The organism is Peptococcus niger, assembly GCF_900101835.1.
Lineage (GTDB): Bacteria > Bacillota > Peptococcia > Peptococcales > Peptococcaceae > Peptococcus > Peptococcus niger.
The window spans coordinates 221,466-242,709 of the sequence record NZ_FNAF01000003.1 but is presented as its reverse complement, the minus strand read 5'-3'; the positions used below and the strand labels follow the sequence as shown (position 1 = coordinate 242,709).

23 protein-coding genes and 1 pseudogene are annotated in these 21,244 nt (G+C 50.4%); all 24 read right to left on the bottom strand.

The genetic code is table 11. The annotated features are described in order from the left end of the window. Positions 1-53: 53 nt before the first annotated feature. Positions 54-191 (bottom strand): annotated as a pseudogene (locus BLQ16_RS09780) (transposase); the annotation flags it as partial. Positions 192-313: 122 nt separating this feature from the next. After that, positions 314-937 (bottom strand): SIR2 family protein, encoded by a 624-nt coding sequence (locus BLQ16_RS04035; RefSeq protein ID WP_242868945.1) that lies wholly within the window; start codon positions 935-937, stop codon positions 314-316. Continuing rightward, entirely contained in the window at positions 934-1,143 is a 210-nt protein-coding gene (locus BLQ16_RS04030) for a helix-turn-helix domain-containing protein (RefSeq protein WP_072537508.1), read from the bottom strand. Before BLQ16_RS04030 ends, BLQ16_RS04035 begins: the two co-directional genes overlap by 4 nt. A gap of 443 nt (positions 1,144-1,586) precedes the next feature. After that, positions 1,587-1,943: a nucleotidyl transferase AbiEii/AbiGii toxin family protein gene (locus BLQ16_RS04025; protein ID WP_278308566.1), complete on the bottom strand. Its 357-nt coding sequence runs from the start codon at positions 1,941-1,943 to the stop codon at positions 1,587-1,589. Positions 1,944-2,202: 259 nt separating this feature from the next. Further along, a complete protein-coding gene (locus tag BLQ16_RS04020) occupies positions 2,203-2,622 on the bottom strand; it encodes a PIN domain-containing protein (protein ID WP_091791456.1) in 420 nt (139 codons plus the stop codon). Continuing rightward, complete coding sequence (locus BLQ16_RS04015) at positions 2,615-3,373, bottom strand: ImmA/IrrE family metallo-endopeptidase (RefSeq protein ID WP_091791455.1); 759 nt, start codon at positions 3,371-3,373, stop codon at positions 2,615-2,617. Before BLQ16_RS04015 ends, BLQ16_RS04020 begins: the two co-directional genes overlap by 8 nt. Further along, the gene (locus BLQ16_RS04010; protein ID WP_091791454.1) at positions 3,373-3,711 is read right to left on the bottom strand and encodes a helix-turn-helix domain-containing protein; all 339 of its coding nucleotides are present in this window, start codon (positions 3,709-3,711) and stop codon (positions 3,373-3,375) included. The genes BLQ16_RS04015 and BLQ16_RS04010 overlap by 1 nt, the downstream gene beginning before the upstream one ends. A 506-nt stretch (positions 3,712-4,217) precedes the next feature. After that, positions 4,218-5,540 (bottom strand): 23S rRNA (uracil(1939)-C(5))-methyltransferase RlmD, encoded by a 1,323-nt coding sequence (gene rlmD / locus BLQ16_RS04005; protein ID WP_091791453.1) that lies wholly within the window; start codon positions 5,538-5,540, stop codon positions 4,218-4,220. Positions 5,541-5,624: 84 nt separating this feature from the next. Beyond that, positions 5,625-6,302: a CPBP family intramembrane glutamic endopeptidase gene (locus BLQ16_RS04000; protein WP_091791452.1), complete on the bottom strand. Its 678-nt coding sequence runs from the start codon at positions 6,300-6,302 to the stop codon at positions 5,625-5,627. 51 nt (positions 6,303-6,353) lie between these two features. Beyond that, a complete protein-coding gene (gene mgtE, locus BLQ16_RS03995) occupies positions 6,354-7,685 on the bottom strand; it encodes a magnesium transporter (RefSeq protein ID WP_091791451.1) in 1,332 nt (443 codons plus the stop codon). Between the two features lie 120 nt (positions 7,686-7,805). Then, positions 7,806-8,696: a GTPase Era gene (gene era / locus BLQ16_RS03990; RefSeq protein ID WP_091791450.1), complete on the bottom strand. Its 891-nt coding sequence runs from the start codon at positions 8,694-8,696 to the stop codon at positions 7,806-7,808. Then, positions 8,693-9,598, bottom strand: a complete 906-nt coding sequence (gene ybeY / locus BLQ16_RS03985) for an rRNA maturation RNase YbeY (protein ID WP_091791449.1) — start codon at positions 9,596-9,598, stop codon at positions 8,693-8,695. The genes era and ybeY overlap by 4 nt, the downstream gene beginning before the upstream one ends. Then, a complete protein-coding gene (locus BLQ16_RS03980) occupies positions 9,598-11,748 on the bottom strand; it encodes an HD family phosphohydrolase (RefSeq protein ID WP_091791448.1) in 2,151 nt (716 codons plus the stop codon). The genes ybeY and BLQ16_RS03980 overlap by 1 nt, the downstream gene beginning before the upstream one ends. Further along, positions 11,723-12,715 (bottom strand): PhoH family protein, encoded by a 993-nt coding sequence (locus BLQ16_RS03975; RefSeq protein ID WP_242868944.1) that lies wholly within the window; start codon positions 12,713-12,715, stop codon positions 11,723-11,725. Before BLQ16_RS03975 ends, BLQ16_RS03980 begins: the two co-directional genes overlap by 26 nt. Positions 12,716-12,854: 139 nt before the next feature. Further along, positions 12,855-13,391 (bottom strand): hypothetical protein, encoded by a 537-nt coding sequence (locus tag BLQ16_RS03970; RefSeq protein ID WP_144019655.1) that lies wholly within the window; start codon positions 13,389-13,391, stop codon positions 12,855-12,857. Between the two features lie 5 nt (positions 13,392-13,396). Next, the gene (gene obgE / locus BLQ16_RS03965) at positions 13,397-14,677 is read right to left on the bottom strand and encodes a GTPase ObgE (RefSeq protein ID WP_091791445.1); all 1,281 of its coding nucleotides are present in this window, start codon (positions 14,675-14,677) and stop codon (positions 13,397-13,399) included. Further along, on the bottom strand, positions 14,667-16,487 hold the full coding sequence (locus BLQ16_RS03960) for a MutS-related protein (protein ID WP_091791444.1): 1,821 nt from the start codon (positions 16,485-16,487) through the stop codon (positions 14,667-14,669). Before BLQ16_RS03960 ends, obgE begins: the two co-directional genes overlap by 11 nt. Positions 16,488-16,549: 62 nt before the next feature. Next, the gene (rpmA, locus tag BLQ16_RS03955; protein WP_091791443.1) at positions 16,550-16,828 is read right to left on the bottom strand and encodes a 50S ribosomal protein L27; all 279 of its coding nucleotides are present in this window, start codon (positions 16,826-16,828) and stop codon (positions 16,550-16,552) included. 12 nt (positions 16,829-16,840) lie between these two features. After that, a complete protein-coding gene (locus tag BLQ16_RS03950; RefSeq protein WP_091791442.1) occupies positions 16,841-17,173 on the bottom strand; it encodes a ribosomal-processing cysteine protease Prp in 333 nt (110 codons plus the stop codon). Then, the gene (gene rplU, locus BLQ16_RS03945; protein WP_091791441.1) at positions 17,173-17,484 is read right to left on the bottom strand and encodes a 50S ribosomal protein L21; all 312 of its coding nucleotides are present in this window, start codon (positions 17,482-17,484) and stop codon (positions 17,173-17,175) included. The genes BLQ16_RS03950 and rplU overlap by 1 nt, the downstream gene beginning before the upstream one ends. 174 nt (positions 17,485-17,658) lie before the next feature. After that, complete coding sequence (ade, locus tag BLQ16_RS03940; protein ID WP_091791440.1) at positions 17,659-19,467, bottom strand: adenine deaminase; 1,809 nt, start codon at positions 19,465-19,467, stop codon at positions 17,659-17,661. Positions 19,468-19,567: 100 nt separating this feature from the next. Next, entirely contained in the window at positions 19,568-19,981 is a 414-nt protein-coding gene (locus BLQ16_RS03935; protein ID WP_091791439.1) for a hypothetical protein, read from the bottom strand. A 31-nt stretch (positions 19,982-20,012) separates the two neighbouring features. After that, entirely contained in the window at positions 20,013-20,396 is a 384-nt protein-coding gene (locus BLQ16_RS03930) for a hypothetical protein (protein ID WP_091791438.1), read from the bottom strand. A 1-nt stretch (position 20,397) separates the two neighbouring features. Further along, positions 20,398-21,177, bottom strand: a complete 780-nt coding sequence (locus BLQ16_RS03925) for a TrmH family RNA methyltransferase (RefSeq protein WP_091791437.1) — start codon at positions 21,175-21,177, stop codon at positions 20,398-20,400. Positions 21,178-21,244: the final 67 nt, after the last annotated feature.

Here is a 21,244-nt window from a genome sequence, read left to right as displayed (position 1 = left end):
CAAATCCCCAGTTGGCGCTAAAGCGCCTATTTTCATACTTTATTTGACCTACTTCTCTTGCATAGGTCTCTTAACGTTTTTCCTATGTTTTCTTTCAATCTCCCGTAGATAACCTGTCACCTATACTTTCGCGCAAACACGATATGATACTTACAATTCCAACTTGTATGTGCTAAGCTTCTCTTGTCCATATGGATACCTCCTTGATATTTTATTGCCGATAACACAATAATTTTATCATAGGAGGTTCTTTTTTTACTTGAAGCTAAAGCTTTTTATTCCTACCACCAGCATAGCTGGTGGTTTATTCATGCTAAAGCGAACAATTAAAATTAGGATCACTAAAACTGAATCCTAAAAATAAAAAAGTCTTTGTCAGTAATGTTCCTTCTAAAACATCTCTAAATAATTTTCTACTATTAATTCCATATTCTTCGTAATCATCTCTAGTTATTACTGCATCAGATGGATTTTGAATATCTCCATGCATTTTATATACAACTGCATCATAATTTTTATATGAAAGCTGTAAATCCTTATCATTCTTTCTGACAGAAACATTTTTATTGTTTTCTTTCAAGGCGTCTTCAATTAACGCATCAAAATTTGTTGTCCAATATGTAGAAATTGGAAGCTGTGATAATATATTATGGTTTTCCGTAGGTTTTTTATTAGAGGGAAATGAATCTGATAAAAGTTCATTAATAGCACTTCTTTTCTTTTTATTACAATAAAACTGAGCCAAAGAAATCAAATCATGCTTTTCTTTGGATATATCTAATTCCAATTCCTTTGCAGGTTTTTCTAATAACTTTTCCCAATTATAGTATCCAGCATTTATAGAAAGTCCTGCACCAGCAAAAATCGCTAATTCATCACTATACAATGCCTGTTCAACAATTTCAATCAATTCTTTTTTCTCAATTAAATTGTTCATTTATTCTCCTCCACCACAGAAATAATTTCCCCGAAATTAGTCTCTAAAGAAATACATATTCTGTACAAAATTTCCATACTAACAAATTCACCTTTACCCATCTTTGCTATCGTTGCTGGAGCAATCCCAACCTTTTCCTGCAAATCTTTTTTATTCATATTTTTATCTATCAAAAGTTTCCATAACCCATTATAGTTTATTTTCATAATATCATCCTTAATGTTCATATAATTGAATTTTTTCTTCGTATATTATACCATATTTTTATTAAATAAAAAATCAGTGCAGTCCAAAGACTGCCGAATTTTATCCCTCGTACATTCGCTGTAATATTTCTTACTTTACTTAGTTTTTTCATCTTTATCTTGACTCTTTACTTGTTCTTTTGATTTTAAAACCAAAATACGAACATTCTTATGTTCTTTTACTTTGTTATCAATTTTTGTTTTTTATAAGTCAAAAGATTTTATTAAACTCTCCTATCTTTAAGTTCTATAAATCTCTTTTCTTATCTACAAGACTAAGCAATTGGCATAAAATTTATTTAATTTTAAATCCTCTAATGTAAAATAAAAAAGAAGTAGATTAATTCCACTTCTCTTTTACTTAATTTCTCTTGCTTATAATATTCCAAACAGTGTCTGGAATATTACATCTCGTTAACTCTATTTGATAAAATTATAACTACATCAATAACTTTATCAAACTTCAGATCTCCAATGTACTTATTTTCACTGAGATATACATCCCACAAGGATCTTAGGTATGAATCTTTTTTTATGTCCTCGATTATTTCCTCATAGTCTTTCATCATCTCCTGGCTTCCTCTTTTGTTTGAGGTTCTCTCTATTGCTTCTTTTAAAATTTCATAATCTATCTCATCTTTTTTCAGCTTGTAGAGAGTGTATAGGTCGTAGAAGTCTCTCATTCGTGTTGTTGCTATATTTCTTCTGATTATGGTTTCATATTTTTCAGCTACAATTGTTTCTAATGGATATGCCATTATTTTTATATTTTCTTTGCTAAAGATACTTAGTTAGAAAAGCTTATGAACAAAATTGTTGAACACAAAATCATTAAGTTGTTTTTTACTTCATCACATATAAATATATCTTTTTTATTAAATCAATGAATTAATTTTATTTAGAGTTATCGAGTTTACTCCTTTGAAGGAATTCTGTAAATGAATTTGCTCCTATTTTTCTTTTCTTATTTAACATATTTGTCCAAATAGTATTACCCTCTTGTTCTGTGATAAGCCCTTTTTAAAAAGCTTCAACTAATATGTCTCCTGTTGTAACATTTTTTAATGAATACTTGTTTATATAATAGCTAACATCTCTAAGGTTGTTACTTCCTAAAACTCCGTTATGCTTTTTTGCAAGAGATATGGAGGCTGCTTCTCCTCTGCCAATCACTTTATTCCTTCCGAAATCAGTTGTCAGTTCTCTATATAAGGCATATTCTTCTGAGCTAATATCCATGCTCATAACAATAGCTGAACCATTAGCTATAAGTTGATCTATTCTAGTTTTTAAATGAGGAATCGTTGGTCTATCAATTTCATTATAAACTTCTTTCGGAATAACAATTTTACCCGGAAACATTTTTTCTAACAAACTTTCCTCATTGATCCATAAAAATGCACAGATGCAGTCAGTGTCAAAAAATATAGAATCAGTCAAGAGGCATCTCCTCCTCTCCATCAATTCCATATACGATATCATCTCTAAAAGCATCCAATAACAAACCTTCGTATTTGCCTTGTGATATTATTTCTTTTTCCAATAGTTTCTCAGATAATGTAATATAGCTACCAAGAACTATTCTTTTTTTATTTTCCGGTGATGGGCGATAAAGAGTTATATCATATCCTAATTTTGCTGCAGTCTCTATAATGCCAATTTCCATATCTTTAGTTTGTTCACTTTTAAGATATCCCTCATTTAATAGTCTATATATCATAGCTTTATGACTTACACCATAATATTGTTCTATTCTGATTACGTCTTCAATATTAAGCTCTTTTCTATTCTCATTTTCTTTTATATCTTCAACCATATCATACAAAGAAGAAGAAGGAATTAAAAAATAAGAAGCAAATTGGTCTGCTTTTTTTTCATTCTCATCACCACTACCAATCATAGTAGGACTAACTTCATTAACAGTTGAATCATCAAAATACAAATGATACAACTCGTGTGCCAAAGAGAATCTTTGTCTTCCAACAGACATATCTGAATTTATAACTATAACATTGGAAGTTTCTCCCTTATAACACGCACCACTAATATTAGTACCAATCGGATAGAAAACAAGGGTGAAATTTTCTATTTTTTGAACCAACTTAAAAATATCAACAGGTGATTCTCCATCTTCTCCTAATTTTTTTCTAAGATTAGAGGCTTTGTTGCTCAAATCCATTTTGTCAATCATTAGCGTCCCTCCAACATCTTATCCATTTCAAATTGATTCAATACAATTTTATTGATAATAGCTAAGGATTTAAGGTCATCCGATGTTAAATTACTTGTTCTAAATGAAACCATACACTTTTGTTCCTGATTTACTCCAAACAAAATATAATCTACTGTACAACAAAATAGATCCGATAGTTTTTCAATTACATCTGAAGTTATATTTCTTTCTCCCTTTTCCATTTTTGCAATCATACTTTGATCTAATGATAAATACTCTGCAATCTTAGCTTGAGTAAGTTTGGATTCCTCTCTAAGGGCTTTAATTCTTTTCCCGATTTCAATTAAATTCATCATATTCATAACCTCCTACAACTTTATTTACCTCCATTATAACAGAGTTTTGTCATAAATTAAACGTTCCAATTCTATTATTTTATGACAAAGCTCTGTTATGATTGCAAGCATCCCTATTGAAACACAGATGCACTTTGTATATGATAAACTATTCTTGTCAAAGTTTAGCCTCCTTGTTTAATTGTGTATGAGATTATCAAAATTATACTTTAAGGAGGTTTTTTGGTGCTAAAGCTCAAGCTAATTCCCTCCACCTGCTATTTTTTATTTAGCTCTCTTTCGTTCGCTCAGCTCACTTAAGTGGACAATAAAAAAGAGCAGCCTTTTAAGCTACTCTTATAGAAAGTACAAAATGAGTTAATTATATTTTTTGTGTTTCCTCATACCAGTTGCAAAACAACTCTCACGTCCATATAGTTTTTTTTGAGTCTTTTTGACGTATCCATCTTCATCTTTTTCAAAGACAAAATGTTTATAAAACTGCTTAACATGCAGGATTTATAAGTTTACTTCTTTTGTAACAATACTACCGTCTCGACATGCGCTGTCTGCGGGAATAGATCTACCGGTTGGATATCGTGAATTTGATAGCCGTTTTTGTGGAAGGTTTTTAGGTCTCTGGCGAGGGTGGCGGGGTTGCAGGAGACGTAGATGATGGTGGGGGTTTTGCTGGTGATGAGGGTGTCGATGAGGCGGTCGTGGAGGCCTTTGCGGGGAGGATCGACGATGATGAGGTCCGGGGCCGGGTGGTCTTTGACTTGACGGGGCAGCCAGGTTTCGGCTTTGGCGGTGACAAAGCTGGCATTGCTAATGCCCAGCTGCCGGGCGTTGTCACGGGCATCCCGGGTGGCATCGCCGATGGATTCAACCCCAATGACGCTTTTGGCGTCCCGGGCCAGGTAGAGGCCAATGGTGCCGATGCCGCCATAGAGGTCAAGAACGGTTTCCCTGCCGGTTAAGGCGGCACGATGACGAATTTGGTCGTACAAAACTTTGGCTTGGCGGTTGTTCACCTGAAAGAAGGAGGCCGGTGACAGGTGGACTTGTAGGTCACCAATGCAGTCTGAAAGGCTCCTTTGACCGCCGAGATGGTGCCAGGCGCGGCCGGTGGCCAGGCGTGGATTGGTCAAGACGTTATGCCATAGGGAGGTCAGGTTTGGATAGTCAGCAAGTAGGCTGTCTGCTAATTTGGGCAAACGAAAGGCCTGGTCTTCTGTAATAAAGGCCAGCATGATCTCTCCGGTGGCGAAGCTTTGGCGGACCATAACCTTGCGGATGTGGCCGGCGCGGCCGGTGGCGGTAATGCGTTTTTCCAAATCTTTCAGCAGGTTGTTGACCGCTTGGGAAAAGAGCAGGCAATCGGTTGCGGGAACGAAGGCGTGGCCGGCGGCACCGTAAAAGCCCAGCCGGGCCTCTCCGCCTGCTTCATTCACATGAAAGATTCCTTTATTGCGATACCGCCAGGGGTCTGCCATCATAAGCGTTGGCAGGACGGTCAGGTCTAAATGGCCGATGCGTTCGCAGGCATCTTGAACGCGGCGGGTTTTGATCTCTTCCTGCAAGGCCGGGGCAGCGTGCTGCAACTGGCAGCCCCCGCAGGCATGGTAGACGGGGCAGGCGGGAACAACCCGCTCCGGATGGGCCAGGGTGATTTCTTCAATGGGCGCAACCAGGCGCTTTTTTTCTTTGGCAAGGTCGCCGATGATGACGTCTTCTTCCGGTAGGGCACCGGGGACAAAGACCACCCGCCCGTCTGCCAAGCGGCCAACCCCTTCCCCCTGGTGACTGACTCCGGTGATATGAACGGTTTCTCGTTTTTCTATGCTCATACACGATCTCCTCTAAACCTTTACACCATGTGGACCGGTATCAGCCCACATGGTTTGCATGCAAACTTTTATCCCACCCTTGTCTCACGACATGGTCCCGAAGGCGACAAGCAACATCACGGCATTCCAGGTGGCATGGGCCAGCATGGAGGCCAGGATGGACTCTTCCCGAACGGCAATGAGGTTTAACAAGTACCCGCCGACGGCCAAGGGCAAGAGACGGTATATGTCGCCGTGCACCAGCCCAAAGATCAGCCCGGTCATGAGCATGGCCAGCTGGGGCGTCAAACGGTCAGCCAGGGCATGGTAAAGGTAGCCGCGGAAAAATACTTCTTCAACAAGGGGGGCCATGATCACCATCAGAAAAAAAGAAAGGACAAATGCCAGACGCGGGCTGCCCATATGAAAAAAAGCTTCCACATTTTGGGCCGGTAGGCCCTTTGGCAAAAAGAGGTTAATCAACTGGATAAAGCCACCCATTGCGATGACAATCAAGCCCCCCGCCGCTATGCTGCGCATGGCCGTCGGGGCGCTGATCCGGCGCAGCCCTATGCTGCGCCAGGAAAGGCCGTTGCGGTGCAGCATGAAGGCCACCAAGGCCAGCAAAATAACCTGCTGAATAAACGTTGTCAGCCAAAAGAGCAGGGTCTTGTCAAAAGACAAGGGCCCGGCTAAAACAACGGCAATGCCGAACACCAGGGCATAGGCCAGCCCCAACATGCAGAGAGCCTCCACCCAGCTTAATCCACCTTCCTGCTTCATAAATCCTCCAAATCCTTTATCTGTCAACAAAAAAAGACAGGCGCACCTGTCTTAAATATTTAAAATCGCAGCTGCAATCAAAGTATAATTCAACAACCCGGAAATATCCACCACCGTGGTGATAAATGGCGCTGACGCCACCGCCGGGTCCACATTGATGCGCTTAAAGGTCAGCGGCACCACAGTCCCCATAAAGGAGGCCATGAGGTTGTTCAGCACCAGGGTCAACCCTACCGCTAGTCCCAAGAGGGGAAATTGCCAGAGCGATCCGATGCCGCCGACAATCAGGCCGACGCTTACCCCCAGGGCTAAGCCGATGCAGGTCTCCCGCAGAACAATCCGCAGGGTATGACCGCTTTCCAGCGTGCCCATGGCCAAACCACGAACCGTTACCGTTGAAGACTGGGTGCCGACATTGCCTGCCACCCCGGTCAACAAGGGAATAAAAATAGCCAGGGCGACCACCTGCTCTAAGCGGGCTTGAAAGCCCGAGAGAACAATACCGCTGCCCAATTCACCACAAATGGTGATCAAAAGCCAGGGCATCCGGGCCAAATAAGCCCCTTTAACGGTCGGTTCCTCGTCATCTTCCCCTTCATTGATACCGGCCATCCGGTAAAAGTCTTCCGTGGCCTCAGCGTGAATGACGTCGACGATGTCGTCGACGGTGATGATCCCGATGATGTGTTCATCGTCATCCACGACAGGTACGGCCAAGAAATTATACTTGGTCATTAAATCGGCGACTTCTTCCTGGTCGTCATGAACATTCACGCTCATCACATTGGTTTGCATAATATCTGCCACAGCTGTTTCCGGGCCGGCAATGATCAATTCACGCAAGGATAAGATGCCAACCAAGTGGCTATTGCCGTCAATGACGTATACATAGTAGATGGTCTCTGCATCCGGTGCAAAGGCCCGCATCATCTCGATGGCTTTTTGCGCCGTAACAAAGGCGGGAACGACCACAAACTCAGTGGTCATCAAACCACCGGCGGTGTCTTCATCGTAGCCCAAGAGTTCAATAATATCGCTACGGGCTTCATCGTCAAACAGGGCTAAAACACGGCTGCGGACATTATCTTCCATGTCCGCCAATAGGTCGGCCGCATCGTCACTGGGGATTTCCGCAGCAATGGCCATGGCCTGCCAACGTGGCAGGGACAGCAAAACATCTGAAACCAGGGAAAAATCGTTCAGCTCAAAGAAAACAATGGCCGCATCGTCCGGCTCCAGCAGTTTGATCAGTTCAATTTGTTCATTCCGGTCATCTAAATTAGATATGTACTCCGCAATGTCTTCCGGTTGAACGTCTTCCAGGTAGTCCCGTAAGCGGGTTTCCTCTTCTTCGGTGGTGGGCAAATCGATATGTGTAAGCATAGATGACCTCCCTTAAAAGCATCACATGCGAAACAGGGTCCGATAAACAATAAGGCTCTCGCGGGTTACCATCGTCGTTTGACATACATCGATTCACCTCCTTCAGGGATTGGGCAGAGCCTAAAAGCGCTGGTCCAGCCCCAGGTCATGCAAGGTGCTGTCGTGGTTCCGCCAGGCTTCTTTTACTTTAACCCACAGCTTCAGGTCAATTTCTTCACCGACCAAATGCTCAATATCACGCCGAGCGGCTGTGCCTATTTTTTTCATCATTTGGCCATTTTTACCAATTAAAATCCGTTTCTGAGTGGCCCGCTCCACATAAATCAGGCCGTAAACGACCAGTTTATCATCGCGCTCCCGCCGTTCGGTGCCCTCAATGACCACCGCCACGCTGTGGGGCACTTCTTCATTGGTCAAGCGCAGGATTTTTTCCCGAATCAGTTCGGCCATCAGCACTTTTTCCGGCTGGTCGGTGATTTCATCTGCCGGATAAAAGGGCAGGCCCTCCGGCAAGTAGTTTTTGGTGGCGGTGAGTAAGGCCTCTACATTGTCACCGGTCAAGGCTGACATGGGAAAAATTTCCGCAAAGGAGCGCCGCTCATTCCATTGGACGATGGCTTGCAAAATTGCTTCCGGCTGCATGGTGTCGGTCTTATTGAGCAATAAAAAAACCGGCGCCTGGGCGGTTTCCAAGGCTTTCAAGATAAAAGCTTCGCCGCCGCCGAAGGGGACGGATGCGTCCACGACATAGTATATCACATCGCCGTCATAAATGCTTTCCCGGGCCACATCCACCATGACGCTGCCCAGCTTGTGCTTGGGCTTATGAATGCCCGGTGTGTCCACAAAGACCATCTGGGCCTCTTCATCGGTGTAGATGCCGGTAATCCGCACCCGGGTCGTTTGCGGTTTATCGCTGGTGATGGCGATTTTCCGGTCCAATATTTCATTTAAAAGGGTGCTTTTGCCTGCATTCGGCCGACCGATGATTGAGATGAATCCGCTTTTCATACTGACTCCTTTGTTGACAAGCTGAAGGCTTCCGGAAAAAGCGCCGCCAGGCTGGTGCGTCGATAGGTCTCTCCTGTCGGCCCGGCCAAATAAATGGCCAGGTCGGGCGAGAACTCTGCCAGGGCCTGCCGGCAAAGGCCGCAGGGGGGCGCCGGTTCGTCACCCTCGGTCACCAGGGCCAGGGCGATAAAATCACGGGCGCCGGCGGTCACCGCTGCAAAAAGGGCGGTGCGCTCAGCACAGCAAGTGGCACCGTAGCTGGCGTTTTCAACATTGACGCCACAAAAGCGGCGTCCGTCTGCAGCCAGAAGCGCTGCGCCGACGGCATAGCCGGAATACGGCGCATAGGCCTGTAACCGAGCGGCCCGGGCCGCATCAATCAAGGCCTGCACATCGGCTTCATCAAGTACCGCTGCCGTTTTAGATGGCGCCGTATCTCTGGGCACGTCCACGTCCGCCAAGATGGCTTCTTCCGCCCGGCGCATGGCGCTTTTTTCTTCTGCGGACATATGGTCATAGCCGGCAATGTGCAAGAGGCCGTGGACCAGAAGGTAGGCCATCTCCCGTTTAAAAGAATGTCCGTAGGCTTGTGCCTGTCGCTCAGCCGTTGGCACGGAAATCATAATATCCCCTAAAATAACCGGCAGGCCCGCCTGGACGTCTGCAGCCAAATCGTCCCGGTCATCGTACATGGGAAAGCTCAGCACATCGGTCGACTTATCCAGCTGCCGGTGGGTTTTATTCAGCTCTTGAATGGTGGCATCATCCACCAGGGTTAAGTCCAATTCGCCGGCATCGGGCAAGTCTTCCCGGCTGACATAAGCCTGCCAAATGGCAGTTTCCAAGGCCTCCCAGTCCTCCGGCAGCCTTGCGCCGATCTCATTGACACGCACAATCGGCATCAGGCATTTCCTCCTTCTTTCAATTCCTTGCTATCCGGATATTCAATCCGTTTATGGTAGATGCCGCACAACATGCGGCTAAAAACTTCGCCGGTTTCGTGCAAATCACGGAAGGTCACCGGGCATTCGGAAAACTGGCCGTCCGCCAATTTTTGCTGGATGATTTTGTGGACAACCCCTTCAATTTGCCCGGCACTCAATTTACCGCCAGCACTGCGCACAGCAGCTTCCACACTGTCTGCCAGCATCAAGACCGCCGCTTCCCGGCTTTGCGGTTTTTTCTGCGGGTAGCGGAAATCTTTCTCCTGGGCATCCGAGTCCAATTTTTGCGCTTCACTGTAAAAATAACGCACCACTGTATTGCCGTGGTGCTGACCGATAAGGTCAATCACCGATTCCGGCAAGCCTGCTTCCTGGGCCATAGCCACCCCATCTTTTACATGAGAGGTAATGATCAGCGTGGAAAGCATGGGTGAAATTTTTTCGTGGGGATTCTTTTGCGTAAACTGATTTTCTGCAAAGAAAATCGGCCGCCGCAATTTCCCAATGTCATGATAATAGGCCCCGATCCGGGTCAGGAGCGGGTCGGCCCCGATGGCGTCCGCCGCCGCTTCCGCCAGGTTGGCGACCATCATCGAATGGTGGTAGGTGCCCGGCGCTTCCAGCATCAGCCGTTTGAGAAGGGTGTTGCTCTGATCGCCAAGCTCTAAGAGACTGACCGAGGTGGTCATGTCAAAGGCCTTTTCAATATAGGGCAGAATGCCCAGGGTGATGATGACAGCAGCAATGCCATTGGCAAAGGAGAAGCCCAGGCCCAGGGCAATTACAGTCAGGTTTTGCTCCCAGAAAATACCCTGGGCCACCGTCACCGCCGCCAAACTGGCGCCGACGGCCACAGCCACCCGCCCCAGGTCAAGCCGCCGTTGCAAGTGCCGCACCTGTGAAACAGCGACCAATCCTGCAAGGAGCGAAGCCACTGCAGCCAAAATATCCTGTCCGTAAAAAACATACAAAAAGGTCGTTGCGGTCAAGATCGCCAGCGCTTCACGGCTGCTCATTAAGACCGCCGCCAAGAGGACCCCGGTGGCAACCGGCGCCAGCAAATACACCTGCCGCAGGGCCATTTCACTATCGCCAACGCGGATGGCGCTAAACAAGGTAAAAAGCAAGACGTTGATCAATAAAATCAAGAGGCAGAGCTTGAGCCGCTTGATAAAGGCGGCCTTTTCATAATAGCGCAACAGATAGCGAATCAGGCTAACGTACAAGATCAAAAGCATCAGCCCAATGCCGATGCCGATGCCGACAGGCGACCGGTCCGTGGTATAGCCTAAGGCCGTCATGGCCTCGTAATGGGCGGCGGTGATGACTTCACCCCGGTTAACGATGAGTTGCCCTTTTTGAATGGTATGCCAGACCGGATCCACTTGTTTTATGATCTCATCTTTCTTGGCTTGGGTCGCCTTTTGGTCGTAAACCTGGGTGGGGTAGAGAGTCACCCCGTTCAAAAGTTGGTCCAGGACCTTTTTGTCCAGGTCGGACAAGGAGGCGTCTCCGGAAATGCTCTCCAATATTTGATTGCGCGCCGCACCAACTTGATTTTCACGCACGCCGGCCCCCATGATCTCACTCATGACGGCAACCACATTTTTATGCAAATTTTCCAGTTTTGTGTCATCGTATTCCAAGAGCGCATCCAGTTCATCGGCGCTTAGGGTCAGGGACAGGGTCTCCTGCAAGGCCTTTTTTTGCTCGGCAAGGGTCAGGTCAGGGGCTTCAGAACTGTTCCTTGCCTTACCTTTTTTTTGAACGATGATCCGGTTCAATTCGTCAAAATCATTGTCCACCGTCGCCAAACTGATCTGATTAAAGCGCACCAAACTAAGCGTATACACGTCTTGAAAACCCTTTAGGGCCTCTTTTTCTTTAAGACGGGTCGCTTCTTTATCTTCGTATGTCACCGACCGGTCTGCGTGAACATCCTGTTCCGCAACACCGCCCACTTCCCATGAGGTCTGCTCCGGCACCAGGTGCCAGAAAAAAATGCCCCACAGAAAAATGAAACTCACCACCACGGCTATTTTCGCGCCGATGGTCATCTCTTTCAGTTTCTCAGGCCAATTCTTATGCTTGGCTAGATCCTGGGTCATGAGATTGCTCCTTTAATGCGCCGTCGCGTTCATAAGCCCGAATGATTTTAGCAACCACCGGATGACGCACAACGTCTTCTGCTTCCAAAAACGAGAAGGCAATTTCGTCAATACCGTCCAAAATGGCTTTGGCCGAGACCAGACCTGAGGCAGCCGTCCGCGGCAAATCAATCTGGGTCACATCACCGGTTACCACAGCCCGGGAGCCAAAGCCGATCCGGGTCAGAAACATTTTCATTTGCTCCTTGGTGGCATTTTGGGCCTCGTCCAGGATGATAAAACTTTCATCCAAGGTCCTGCCGCGCATGTAGGCCAAGGGGGCAATTTCTATAATGCCCTTATCCAAATAGCGCTGCGCCACTTCCTGGCCCAGGGTATCGTAAAGGCCGTCATAAAGCGGTCGCAGGTAAGGGTCCACCTTATCCTGCAGGTCCCCCGGTAAAAAGCCCAGCTTTTCCCCGGCTTCCACTGCCGGCCGGGTAAGCACAATCCGGCTGACTTCACGCCGTTTTAAGGCGCGCACCGCCATCACCACCGCCAAATAGGTTTTACCGGTCCCGGCCGGACCGATGCCAAAGGTGATGGTGTGTTGCTTAATTTGATGAATGTAAATGCCCTGCCCGAGGGTCTTCGGCCGAATGTGTTTCCCGTGGGCAGTGATGAGCAGCGTTTCCTTTAACCCGGCCACCTCTTTTTCAGAGGCGCCGCGCTCCTGCATGGTGAACGCGTAGCGAACGTCACTTTCCGTGATGTCCCGCGTTTCAATCAACTTGGTCAGATAGGCCAAGACGGTTTTGCCGCGGGCCACGTCGGCCGCTTCACCGGAAAGGGCGATTTCCGTTCCCCGCGCAACGATTTGCGCTTGAATGCCCTCTTCCAGGATATGCAGGTACCGGTCTTGCGGACCGTAAAGCGCCTGGGCGGTATGGTCATTGCTTAAATGTACGGTTTCTCGGACAAATGCCAATATCATGTCTCCTTTCAAACCTTTGCTCTTCTTGCATTGTAAACGAAAGCCGGCCTAAAATCCAGTTGCAATATGGCCGGTCGGCAACTTCCGCCCACAAAAAAACCTGCTCCGGTCATCACACCGAAGCAGGTTGTCGTCAAATGGAAATATAATAGGCCAGGCCTGATATCAGCGCCAGCAGGCAGAGGAAGACAAAGCCCAGGGCCAAGAGCTGCCCAAGCCAGCGGTCGTCCGGCCGGTCAAGTGCCCTTAAAGCGTCTTCTAGGTCGGCCAAGAGCCGCCCATCGGCACCGCGAATGGCCACCACACCGTTGGGATAAAAGCGCAGGTCTGCCGGCGCCCGACCGGCCTTTTGCAAGACGACCAGCATGGCCCGGGCCATGGCATCATAGTCGCTTTTGCCCCAACGAAAGCCCCGCACCCAGTAGTAGCTCGGTTCCAGGGCCCCTTGACCGACCAGGGCCACCCCGGCAACGGCAAACAACCAGACGGTCACCCGGTGCAAGTCAACCCCGGGCACTATGGTCAGCCAGGCGATGACCAGGCCGTCACCGAGCACCAAGGCCACGGCGGTAAAAAAGGGCATAAGGAGGCTTGACCGCTTCCATAAAATCAGCCGCAGGCCCAGGGCAAAGACCAGCACCGCCCCCCGCAGCAACCAAACAAACGCCAACGTCATCATTCAAAGTAATCGAATTCCATGGGTCCGATGATGACCGTATCGCCTTCTGCGATACCGGCCTTGCGCAAGACTTTTTCAACCCCCATGCCTTCGATAATGCCCATAAAGCGCTCAACGCCTTCGTCCCGCTCAAATTGGGTGCGCTGGACCAAGCCGTCAATTTCCGGGCCGACCACTGCCCAGACATTGCCCTCGTGTTCTTCCACCCAGAAGGGCCGGTCCGGTATTTCCGTCACCGGCAAGGGTTCTTCATCGGGCAGGTCTTCACTGATCGGCGGTAGGGCTTCCAGCAGGTCCTTTAGCGTATAGACCAGGGCCTGGCTGCCCTCACCGGTGGCCGCCGATCCGGCGTAAACCGCCATATCCGGATAAGCGGCGGTGATGCGGTTGAGCACATCCGCCCGGGCGGCCTCATCTAAGAGGTCCGTCTTATTGGCAAAAATGACCGCTTTTTTCTCGGCCAGCGTCGGCGCATAGGCCTGCAATTCTGCCATGATGACGCCAATATCCTCCACCGGATCCCTGCCTTCCAAACCGGCGGCATCCACCACATGAACCAGGACCCGGCACCGTTCCACATGGCGCAGGAAGCGGTGGCCCAGGCCGGCGCCCTCCGCTGCACCGGAAACCAGCCCCGGCACATCGGCAACCACAAAGCTGTGGGCCGCATCTACCCGCACCACCCCCAGGTTGGGCTCCAGGGTGGTAAAGGGATAGTTGGCAATTTTCGGCTGAGCGGCCGACACTTGTGCAATCAGGGTGGATTTGCCCACGTTCGGGAAACCGACCAGGCCCACGTCTGCCAATAATTTTAATTCCAGGGTAATCCAGCGTTCTTCGCCCGGCTCACCGTTTTCCGCATAGGCCGGGGCCCGGTGGATGGAGTTCACAAAGCGGGCATTGCCCCGGCCACCGCGACCGCCCTTGGCCACCACCACTTCTTGCCCGTTGGCCCGCAAGTCGGCCAGGAGGCGGTTGTTGGCTGCGTCCCGGACCAAGGTCCCCACCGGCACCCGGAGGACCACATCCTTGCCGCTTTTGCCGTGCTGCTTAGACCCTTGGCCGTGCAGCCCCCGCTCCCCCTTATAGTGGGTTTGGTAGCGGAAGTCAATTAAGGTCCGCAAGCCCTCATCGGCCCGCAGAATAATTGACCCGCCGTCGCCGCCGTCACCGCCGGCGGGGCCGCCCTTGGGCACGTATTTTTCCCGGCGGAAGGCAACAATCCCGTTGCCGCCGTTGCCGCCTTGGACATTTACTTTTGCATAATCATAAAACATCGCTGTCACCTCGATTGACATCGGCCGGGTCCAATAGACCGGCCATGCGCATCAACTCTTTCGCATTGGTGGTTCGGCAGCGGCCGGGCCGGATGGTGTAGTCAAACTGAATCGTATCGCCTTCATAATGCTCTTCAAAATGCATATTCCTGCCGCTCACCGCCGGGTCTTCCGCCAAGTCACAGAGCTCAAAGTCATGCGTGGTGACCAGGGTCATGCTCCAGGGCTGGGACAGTTTTTTGATGGCCGCTTCTGCCCCAATGATCCGGTCCGCCGAGTTAGTGCCCTTGAAGATTTCATCAATGAGGACCAACATGGGCTTTTCCTTGACGGCGTAATCCGCCATGGCCTTAATCCGCAAAATTTCCCCGTAAAAGGTGGAAATGCCTTCGCCCACATCGTCCTGCACCCGCATGGAGGTGAAAATCCGCATGGGGCTGATGGCAAAGCGACGGGCACAGACATAGCCGCCGGCATAGGCCAGGACCGCATTTAAGCCGATGGTCCGCATAAAGGTACTTTTCCCGCTCATATTGCTGCCGGTGATAATGGTCGTTTCACCGCTCTGGCGATAATCGTTGGCCACCGCCGTTGCCGGCGGCAAGAGCGGATGGGTCGCCTTAACCATTTCCAGGCTCGGCGCTTCAGTAGACAAGATCTCCGCTTGAGCCGCACCGGGACGCAGTCGGCCCACGGTGCACAAGCTGGACAGGGCTTCCACTTCACCAACCCAGTCCAGCCAGCGGACAAAGGAGGCGCCGTAGGCAGCCCGCCAGCGGTCAATGCGGGCAATCATATTAAAATCCCAGGCAAAGCAGCCGCACAAAATGAAATACAGGAGGAAGTTCTCCCGTAAATTCCACAGGCCGACCAGCCGGTTTAAAGCGGCAATCCCCTCGGGGGCATTGGCCAAATCCTTTTTCATCTGGGTCAAATAGGCGCTCTCAAAGGGGCTGTCCAAAAGCATTTGAAAGCGTTCGTTCAAGCCTTCCAGCCGGGTCTGGAAAACCAAAATTGTTTCCTTGTACTTGTTAATTGGGGCCGCCAGGGTAATGGCCAGGGCCATCTGCATGAAAAACACCGCCACCGGCAGCATATAGGAAGCCAGTCCGGCCACAGCCAGGCCCAGGGTAACCGCCAGGGCTATCGGCAGGCCGGCTCCGATTAGGGCAGCCTGGTCCACCGTTTCCGGCCCTTCACCGCGGGCATAGGCCTTAAGCTTGAGCTCAGCCGCTTTTTCCCGGTCCCGCTTGGCCGCTTTCGGTTCGTAGGCCAAGGCTTCAAAGCGAATCGCCCAGTCATCATCGGCCAGCAGCTCCCGGACGGAGGCCTGCCGGTCGGCAATCCGGTCCAAGTCCGGTTGCGTCAACAGCCGGGCCAAGGCATCATTCCCTGTCGCCGAATGGGTCACGGACAAGTACTGGAAAAGGGACCCCTTGCCGAACAAGTCCAGGTCAGTGCTCAAGGTATTGTCCTTGCTGCGGTAGGCCTCACCGGTTTCCGGCAAATCCTGCCAGGCGTCTGTCAGCCGGTCCTCATAGCGCTTCAATACGCCGCTGATCCGGGCCAAGCCATCCATTTCCTTTTGGATAAGGCCAAAGCGGTAAACCAGGACGACAAAGACAACCAACATCACCACCGCCAAAGCGGCGCCGCTGATCATATCCCGGCGCCAATAGGCCACCAGACCGAGTACCGTTAAAATGGCCGTCAGCAACCGCAACTGGCTTAAGCGCGTCAGGGTCTTGTCCAGGCCTTGCCGATGTTTTTCAGTATCCGCCTGTCGTTTTTGAATGTCTTTTCCTGTCATGCGCACCTCTTCCCATATAGAAAAAAGGGATGACCTCTTGGCCACCCCTCTTAACGAAGCAATTAGCCGGCATATACGCTGACTTGAGTTCTGCTTCTGCCTTTCCGTTCAAAACGTACCACCCCATCGACTGTGGCGAACAGCGTGTCATCGCCGCCTCTGCCGACATTAACGCCCGGATGGATTTTCGTTCCGCGTTGACGGTAAAGAATGTTTCCCGCTTTGACGAATTGTCCGTCGGCGCGTTTTGCACCGAGACGTTTCGAATGAGAGTCACGACCGTTTTTGGTACTCCCGACCCCTTTTTTAGAAGCGAAAAACTGTAAGTTCATCTTAAGCATGAATCCACCTCCTCACCGGTTTATCCGATGTACCTGTATCAATGAAGCATCATAGTCCTCTGTTAACGCCGTTACCGCTAAGGCGAACGTTTGTAAAATAGCGTCTGCCCGCAGCGCCGCCTCAGGCGACAAGTCCTCCGCCAGGCGAAGGCTAATGCGATCGTCTTCCGCCCTGCATTCCGCTAAAGGCACCCCTTGCGCCGCAAGCCCGTTGGCCGCGGCAATGGTCAGCGCCGATACGGCGGCACAGAGAATATCCTTGCCGTACTCGTCATAGCCTGCATGGCCTTGCACCTGATAACCGCAAAGGCCCTCAGGGCCGTCGTACAATGTAATGCGGACCATTAGCCGACGATGGATTCAACCACCACACGGCTGAACGGCTGACGATGGCCTTTTTTGCGACGATAATTTTTCTTGGGCTTATACTTATAAACGGTGATTTTACGGGCTTTGCCGTTTTCAACCACTTTTAAGGTCACCTTAGCCCCTTCAACGAAAGGTTTGCCAACGGTGACAGCGCCGTCATTGTTCAGCATTAAAACGTTTTCAACGGTAACGGTTTCATCAGCTTCCGCAGCCAGTTTTTCAATCACCAATTCCTGACCTTCTTCAACTTTGTACTGTTTCCCGCCGGTTTCAATAATAGCGTACATATATACACCTCCCTGGGTTTGGACTCGCTGCCGCAGGTGCTATGCTTGAATACCTGAAGCATGCGGTTGGAGATGGGCGAGAGGCGCCCATACTCAAGTTATTATTATAAATGTCCTTGTCCATCGTGTCAAGACTTTTCGCCGAATCCCGGAGCTTGGTCCGGGGCCGGCCATTTAAGCCTGGTCTGCTTCTAGTTCCAAGGGCACAAAGCTAAAGCGGTTGCAATCCACCAAGCCCCTGTCGGTCAGGCGCAAATCCGGCAGGCAGGCCAAGGAAATCAGGGCCATGGTCATAAAGGGCGAGGCCATGTCGGCCCCCAGCCGTTGCCACTGGGCTTCCATGGCGGCCACATCTGCAGCGATGGCCTCTGCCGGGCGTTCGCACATCAGGCCGGCAATGGGCAGGGCCACGTGGCCCAGGACCTGTCCGTCTGCCACAATGCACATGCCGCCACCGGAAGCGATCAGGGTATTGGCGGCCAGCCGCATGTCGTCATCGTTGCTGCCCAAGACCAGGAGGTTATGGGCGTCGTGGGCAACCGTTGATGCCATGGCGCCATGGCGGATGCCGAAGCCTTGCACAAAGCCATGGCCAATCTGGCCGCTGCCGGTATGCCGGTCAAAGACCGCCGCTTTTAAGACGTCTTGGGCCGGATCGGCTTCAATGCAACCTGACCGCACCGGGAGGGTCAAGTGGATTTCTTCATTAAATACGCGCTCCGGAACAATCCGGATCACGCGCACATGGGCCTGGCCGTCGCTGCTTGCAGGAATGCGAAAGGCGGTGTTATCGGTCAGGGGGGCCAAATGCATGGACCGGTAGGCTTTTTCCGGGTAGGGATGGTCTGTCACCCGGTCTGTAAACTTACCCTTTTGCGCCACTGACCGGCCGTCAATCCAGACTTCCTCCGCCTGCAGGTCTTCCAAATTATCGAACAGCACCATGTCCGCCAACTTGCCCGGCGCTACAGACCCCAGCTCGTGGTCCATGCGGAAGCAGGTCGCCACGTTGATGGTCACCATTTGCAGCGCTTCTAAAATGGGAATGCCACAGGCCACGGCCTTGCGGACGATGTGGTCCAAATGGCCGTCGGCCACCAGGGTGTGGGGATGGGTATCGTCTGAAATCAAATTCACCAACCGCGTGTCGACGGTTCGATCGGTGATGGCGTGGCTCACTTCTGCCAGGTCATGCCAGGCGGACCCTTCCCGCAATTGGGCATACATGCCCAGCCGCATTTTGGCAATCGCATCTTCCCGCCGGTTGGATTCATGGCAGCAGCGAATGCCGGCGGCAATGTAGGCGTTTAAGCCGGCGCCGGTCTCCGGCACGGAATAATGGCCGGTCACCACTTTGTCAGCGGCCAGAGTGGCCGCCACTTCCGCATGCGCATTGTCTTCCCCGCTTAAAATGCCCGGGAAATTCATCATTTCACCTAAACCGACGGTCTGGGGCGCGGTCATCAACCGGGCCACATCCGCCGCATCAATAACGGCCCCGGTATCTTCAAAGCCGGGTACAGCCGGTACACAAGACGGCACCGTCAGCATGGTCCGCAGCGGCGTGCCGGCGGCGTCTTCGAGCATCATTTGAATGCCTTCAAGGCCCAGCACATTGGCGACTTCATGCGGGTCCATATAGATACCGGTGGTCCCGTGTGGCACCACGCTGCGGGCGTAATTGCCCACCGTCATCATAGAGCTTTCCACGTGAATGTGGCCATCCAAGAAGCCCGGCGTGAGATAGCGGCCTTCCGCCTCCACCACCACTGTGGTCTCACCAATGCAGCCCTCAGCATCGCCGACCAAGGCAATCCGGCCGCCATAGACGGCCACGTCCGTTCCGGGTAAAATTTCCCGGGTATTCACATTTACCAGACGGCTATTGCGAATGACCAAGTCTGCCGGCTTCTGCCCCAAGGCCACCGCCACCAAATCTTTTGTCATCTCCGCCAAAGGTTTTGTCTTGCGATTATTGTACATCCATGACCTCCCAATCCTGTCCCACTTCCCGATACGTCCCAGTAAATCAAACAAGGTCCCGGTTAAACCGAAAAGCACCGCCAAAGCGGTGCTGCAACTTTTATTTTAAATAAACTTGACCGGCCAAAAATTCCCGACGGCACAAGTGGTACCACATGATGCCGAAGAGCACCACCGGTACGGCCACCAGAATACTGTTCAAGACAAGGCAAAAAGCCCCTTGCCCCAGCATGGCCACCAAGCGGTAAACCGCAAAGCCTAACAGACAAAGGTTAATTCCGCCCCAAGCGTAATAAACCCAGCTGCGGGCAAAATCCAGCAAGAACAGCGAGAAAAAGCCGTAGACCCCTGCCATCAGCATAAAGGTGATAAAGTCCGTCATCTGGTAAAAGATGGCAATCCCCGTCATTTGCTGATAAAAATAGGCCACCGACCAGCAGGAAAACAGGGCTAAGAATACAATTTCCAACACCAGTTGGCGCCCTGTCCCCTGAGGTAATCGTTCATCCCTCATGATTCTTCCTCCTAAATTTTCCTTTCCACGCTTAAAAAATATCTTTGCGCCGGGCAAACCACAGGCCCGGTATGAAGAGCAACCCATTTACCAAAAGAGCGTACAGGCAGAGCAACCCTTGTCCGATGCCCTGGGAAACGGCAATCCACAAATAGGCCAGATACACCGTTTGCAAGGCTGTGGTAACCAGCCACAGCAGGGTCAATTGATGCCGCACCCCTGCCAGATAGAGGAGGGAGCCCATCACTTGAATAGCCGTGAGCAATACGACCAAAAGAAAGGAGGTCCCGCCGGAAAAATCCGTCAAAATGCCCTGTAAAAGCGTGCTGTAGGCCAAGAGCCAAATAATAAAAAGTCCGCTGCCGCCCCCTTCAAAAACCGTCCGCAAAAAGCTGCCTTTTATTCCGGTATCCATCTCAGCCCTCCTTGCGGTGGCGCAAAGAACGAATATGGTACATGAGGATGCCGCCGGCAACGGCTACATTAAGCGACTCAACGCCTCTTTCCAGGGGAATGGAAATCACTTGATCATATTCTTCAATTTGCTCCGGCCCGTTGCCTTCATTGCCTAAAATCAGGGCAATCTTATCCGGCAGTTCCGCTTCATCGTAGGGGGTGCCGTCTGCATCGGCGACGACAAAAGTAAAGCCGTATTTGCGCAGGACGTGAATGACCTCTTCCACATCCTCAATCATATAGACCGGCAGGGAAAAAATTGTCCCCATGGTGGCGCGCAGCACTTTACGGTTGGTAAAGTCAACCGTCCCCTTTAAGCAGAAGACGGCATCCGCTCCGCTGGCCATGGTGGTCCGGATAATCGTCCCCAAGTTGCCCGGGTCCTGGACGCCGTCAACCACAACCACGGTCTGCATTTCCGGCCAGGGGGTCTCGCTCCAATCCGGGAAGCTGACAATGGCCGCAATGTCCTGCGGATTCACCGTTGCCAGGGCCTCGTTCAAAATCGGCTCCGGCACCAGGAGCACCGGCCCGTCATACGTTTTTAACAAGTCGGCATACTTGTCTTCATTGCCATCAACAATTAAAATGGCATGCACCGCCGCCCCGCTGTTCAGCGCTTCTTCCACAAACCGCCGTCCCTCAGCGACAAATTGCTCAAAGGCCAGCCGGTACTTGCGTTTTTCCAAGGCGTGCATCCGCTTAATCCATTGATTTTTATCAGATTCTATCTTTCTCATGAGAAACCTCTTTCAGACGCTGTCCCATCCGCTCGCATACATCTTATGCCTATTATTTTAGCATAGA

Coding starts and splice junctions, on each gene's coding strand:
- BLQ16_RS04035 (WP_242868945.1), bottom strand. CDS start 937: ATGAACAATTTAATTGAGAAAAAAGAATTGATTGAAATTGTTGAACAG.
- BLQ16_RS04030 (WP_072537508.1), bottom strand. CDS start 1,143: ATGAAAATAAACTATAATGGGTTATGGAAACTTTTGATAGATAAAAAT.
- BLQ16_RS04015 (WP_091791455.1), bottom strand. CDS start 3,373: ATGATTGACAAAATGGATTTGAGCAACAAAGCCTCTAATCTTAGAAAA.
- BLQ16_RS04010 (WP_091791454.1), bottom strand. CDS start 3,711: ATGATGAATTTAATTGAAATCGGGAAAAGAATTAAAGCCCTTAGAGAG.
- rlmD (WP_091791453.1), bottom strand. CDS start 5,540: ATGAGCATAGAAAAACGAGAAACCGTTCATATCACCGGAGTCAGTCAC.
- BLQ16_RS04000 (WP_091791452.1), bottom strand. CDS start 6,302: ATGAAGCAGGAAGGTGGATTAAGCTGGGTGGAGGCTCTCTGCATGTTG.
- mgtE (WP_091791451.1), bottom strand. CDS start 7,685: ATGCTTACACATATCGATTTGCCCACCACCGAAGAAGAGGAAACCCGC.
- era (WP_091791450.1), bottom strand. CDS start 8,696: ATGAAAAGCGGATTCATCTCAATCATCGGTCGGCCGAATGCAGGCAAA.
- ybeY (WP_091791449.1), bottom strand. CDS start 9,598: ATGCCGATTGTGCGTGTCAATGAGATCGGCGCAAGGCTGCCGGAGGAC.
- BLQ16_RS03980 (WP_091791448.1), bottom strand. CDS start 11,748: ATGACCCAGGATCTAGCCAAGCATAAGAATTGGCCTGAGAAACTGAAA.
- obgE (WP_091791445.1), bottom strand. CDS start 14,677: ATGTTTTATGATTATGCAAAAGTAAATGTCCAAGGCGGCAACGGCGGC.
- BLQ16_RS03960 (WP_091791444.1), bottom strand. CDS start 16,487: ATGACAGGAAAAGACATTCAAAAACGACAGGCGGATACTGAAAAACAT.
- rpmA (WP_091791443.1), bottom strand. CDS start 16,828: ATGCTTAAGATGAACTTACAGTTTTTCGCTTCTAAAAAAGGGGTCGGG.
- BLQ16_RS03950 (WP_091791442.1), bottom strand. CDS start 17,173: ATGGTCCGCATTACATTGTACGACGGCCCTGAGGGCCTTTGCGGTTAT.
- rplU (WP_091791441.1), bottom strand. CDS start 17,484: ATGTACGCTATTATTGAAACCGGCGGGAAACAGTACAAAGTTGAAGAA.
- ade (WP_091791440.1), bottom strand. CDS start 19,467: ATGTACAATAATCGCAAGACAAAACCTTTGGCGGAGATGACAAAAGAT.
- BLQ16_RS03935 (WP_091791439.1), bottom strand. CDS start 19,981: ATGAGGGATGAACGATTACCTCAGGGGACAGGGCGCCAACTGGTGTTG.
- BLQ16_RS03930 (WP_091791438.1), bottom strand. CDS start 20,396: ATGGATACCGGAATAAAAGGCAGCTTTTTGCGGACGGTTTTTGAAGGG.
- BLQ16_RS03925 (WP_091791437.1), bottom strand. CDS start 21,177: ATGAGAAAGATAGAATCTGATAAAAATCAATGGATTAAGCGGATGCAC.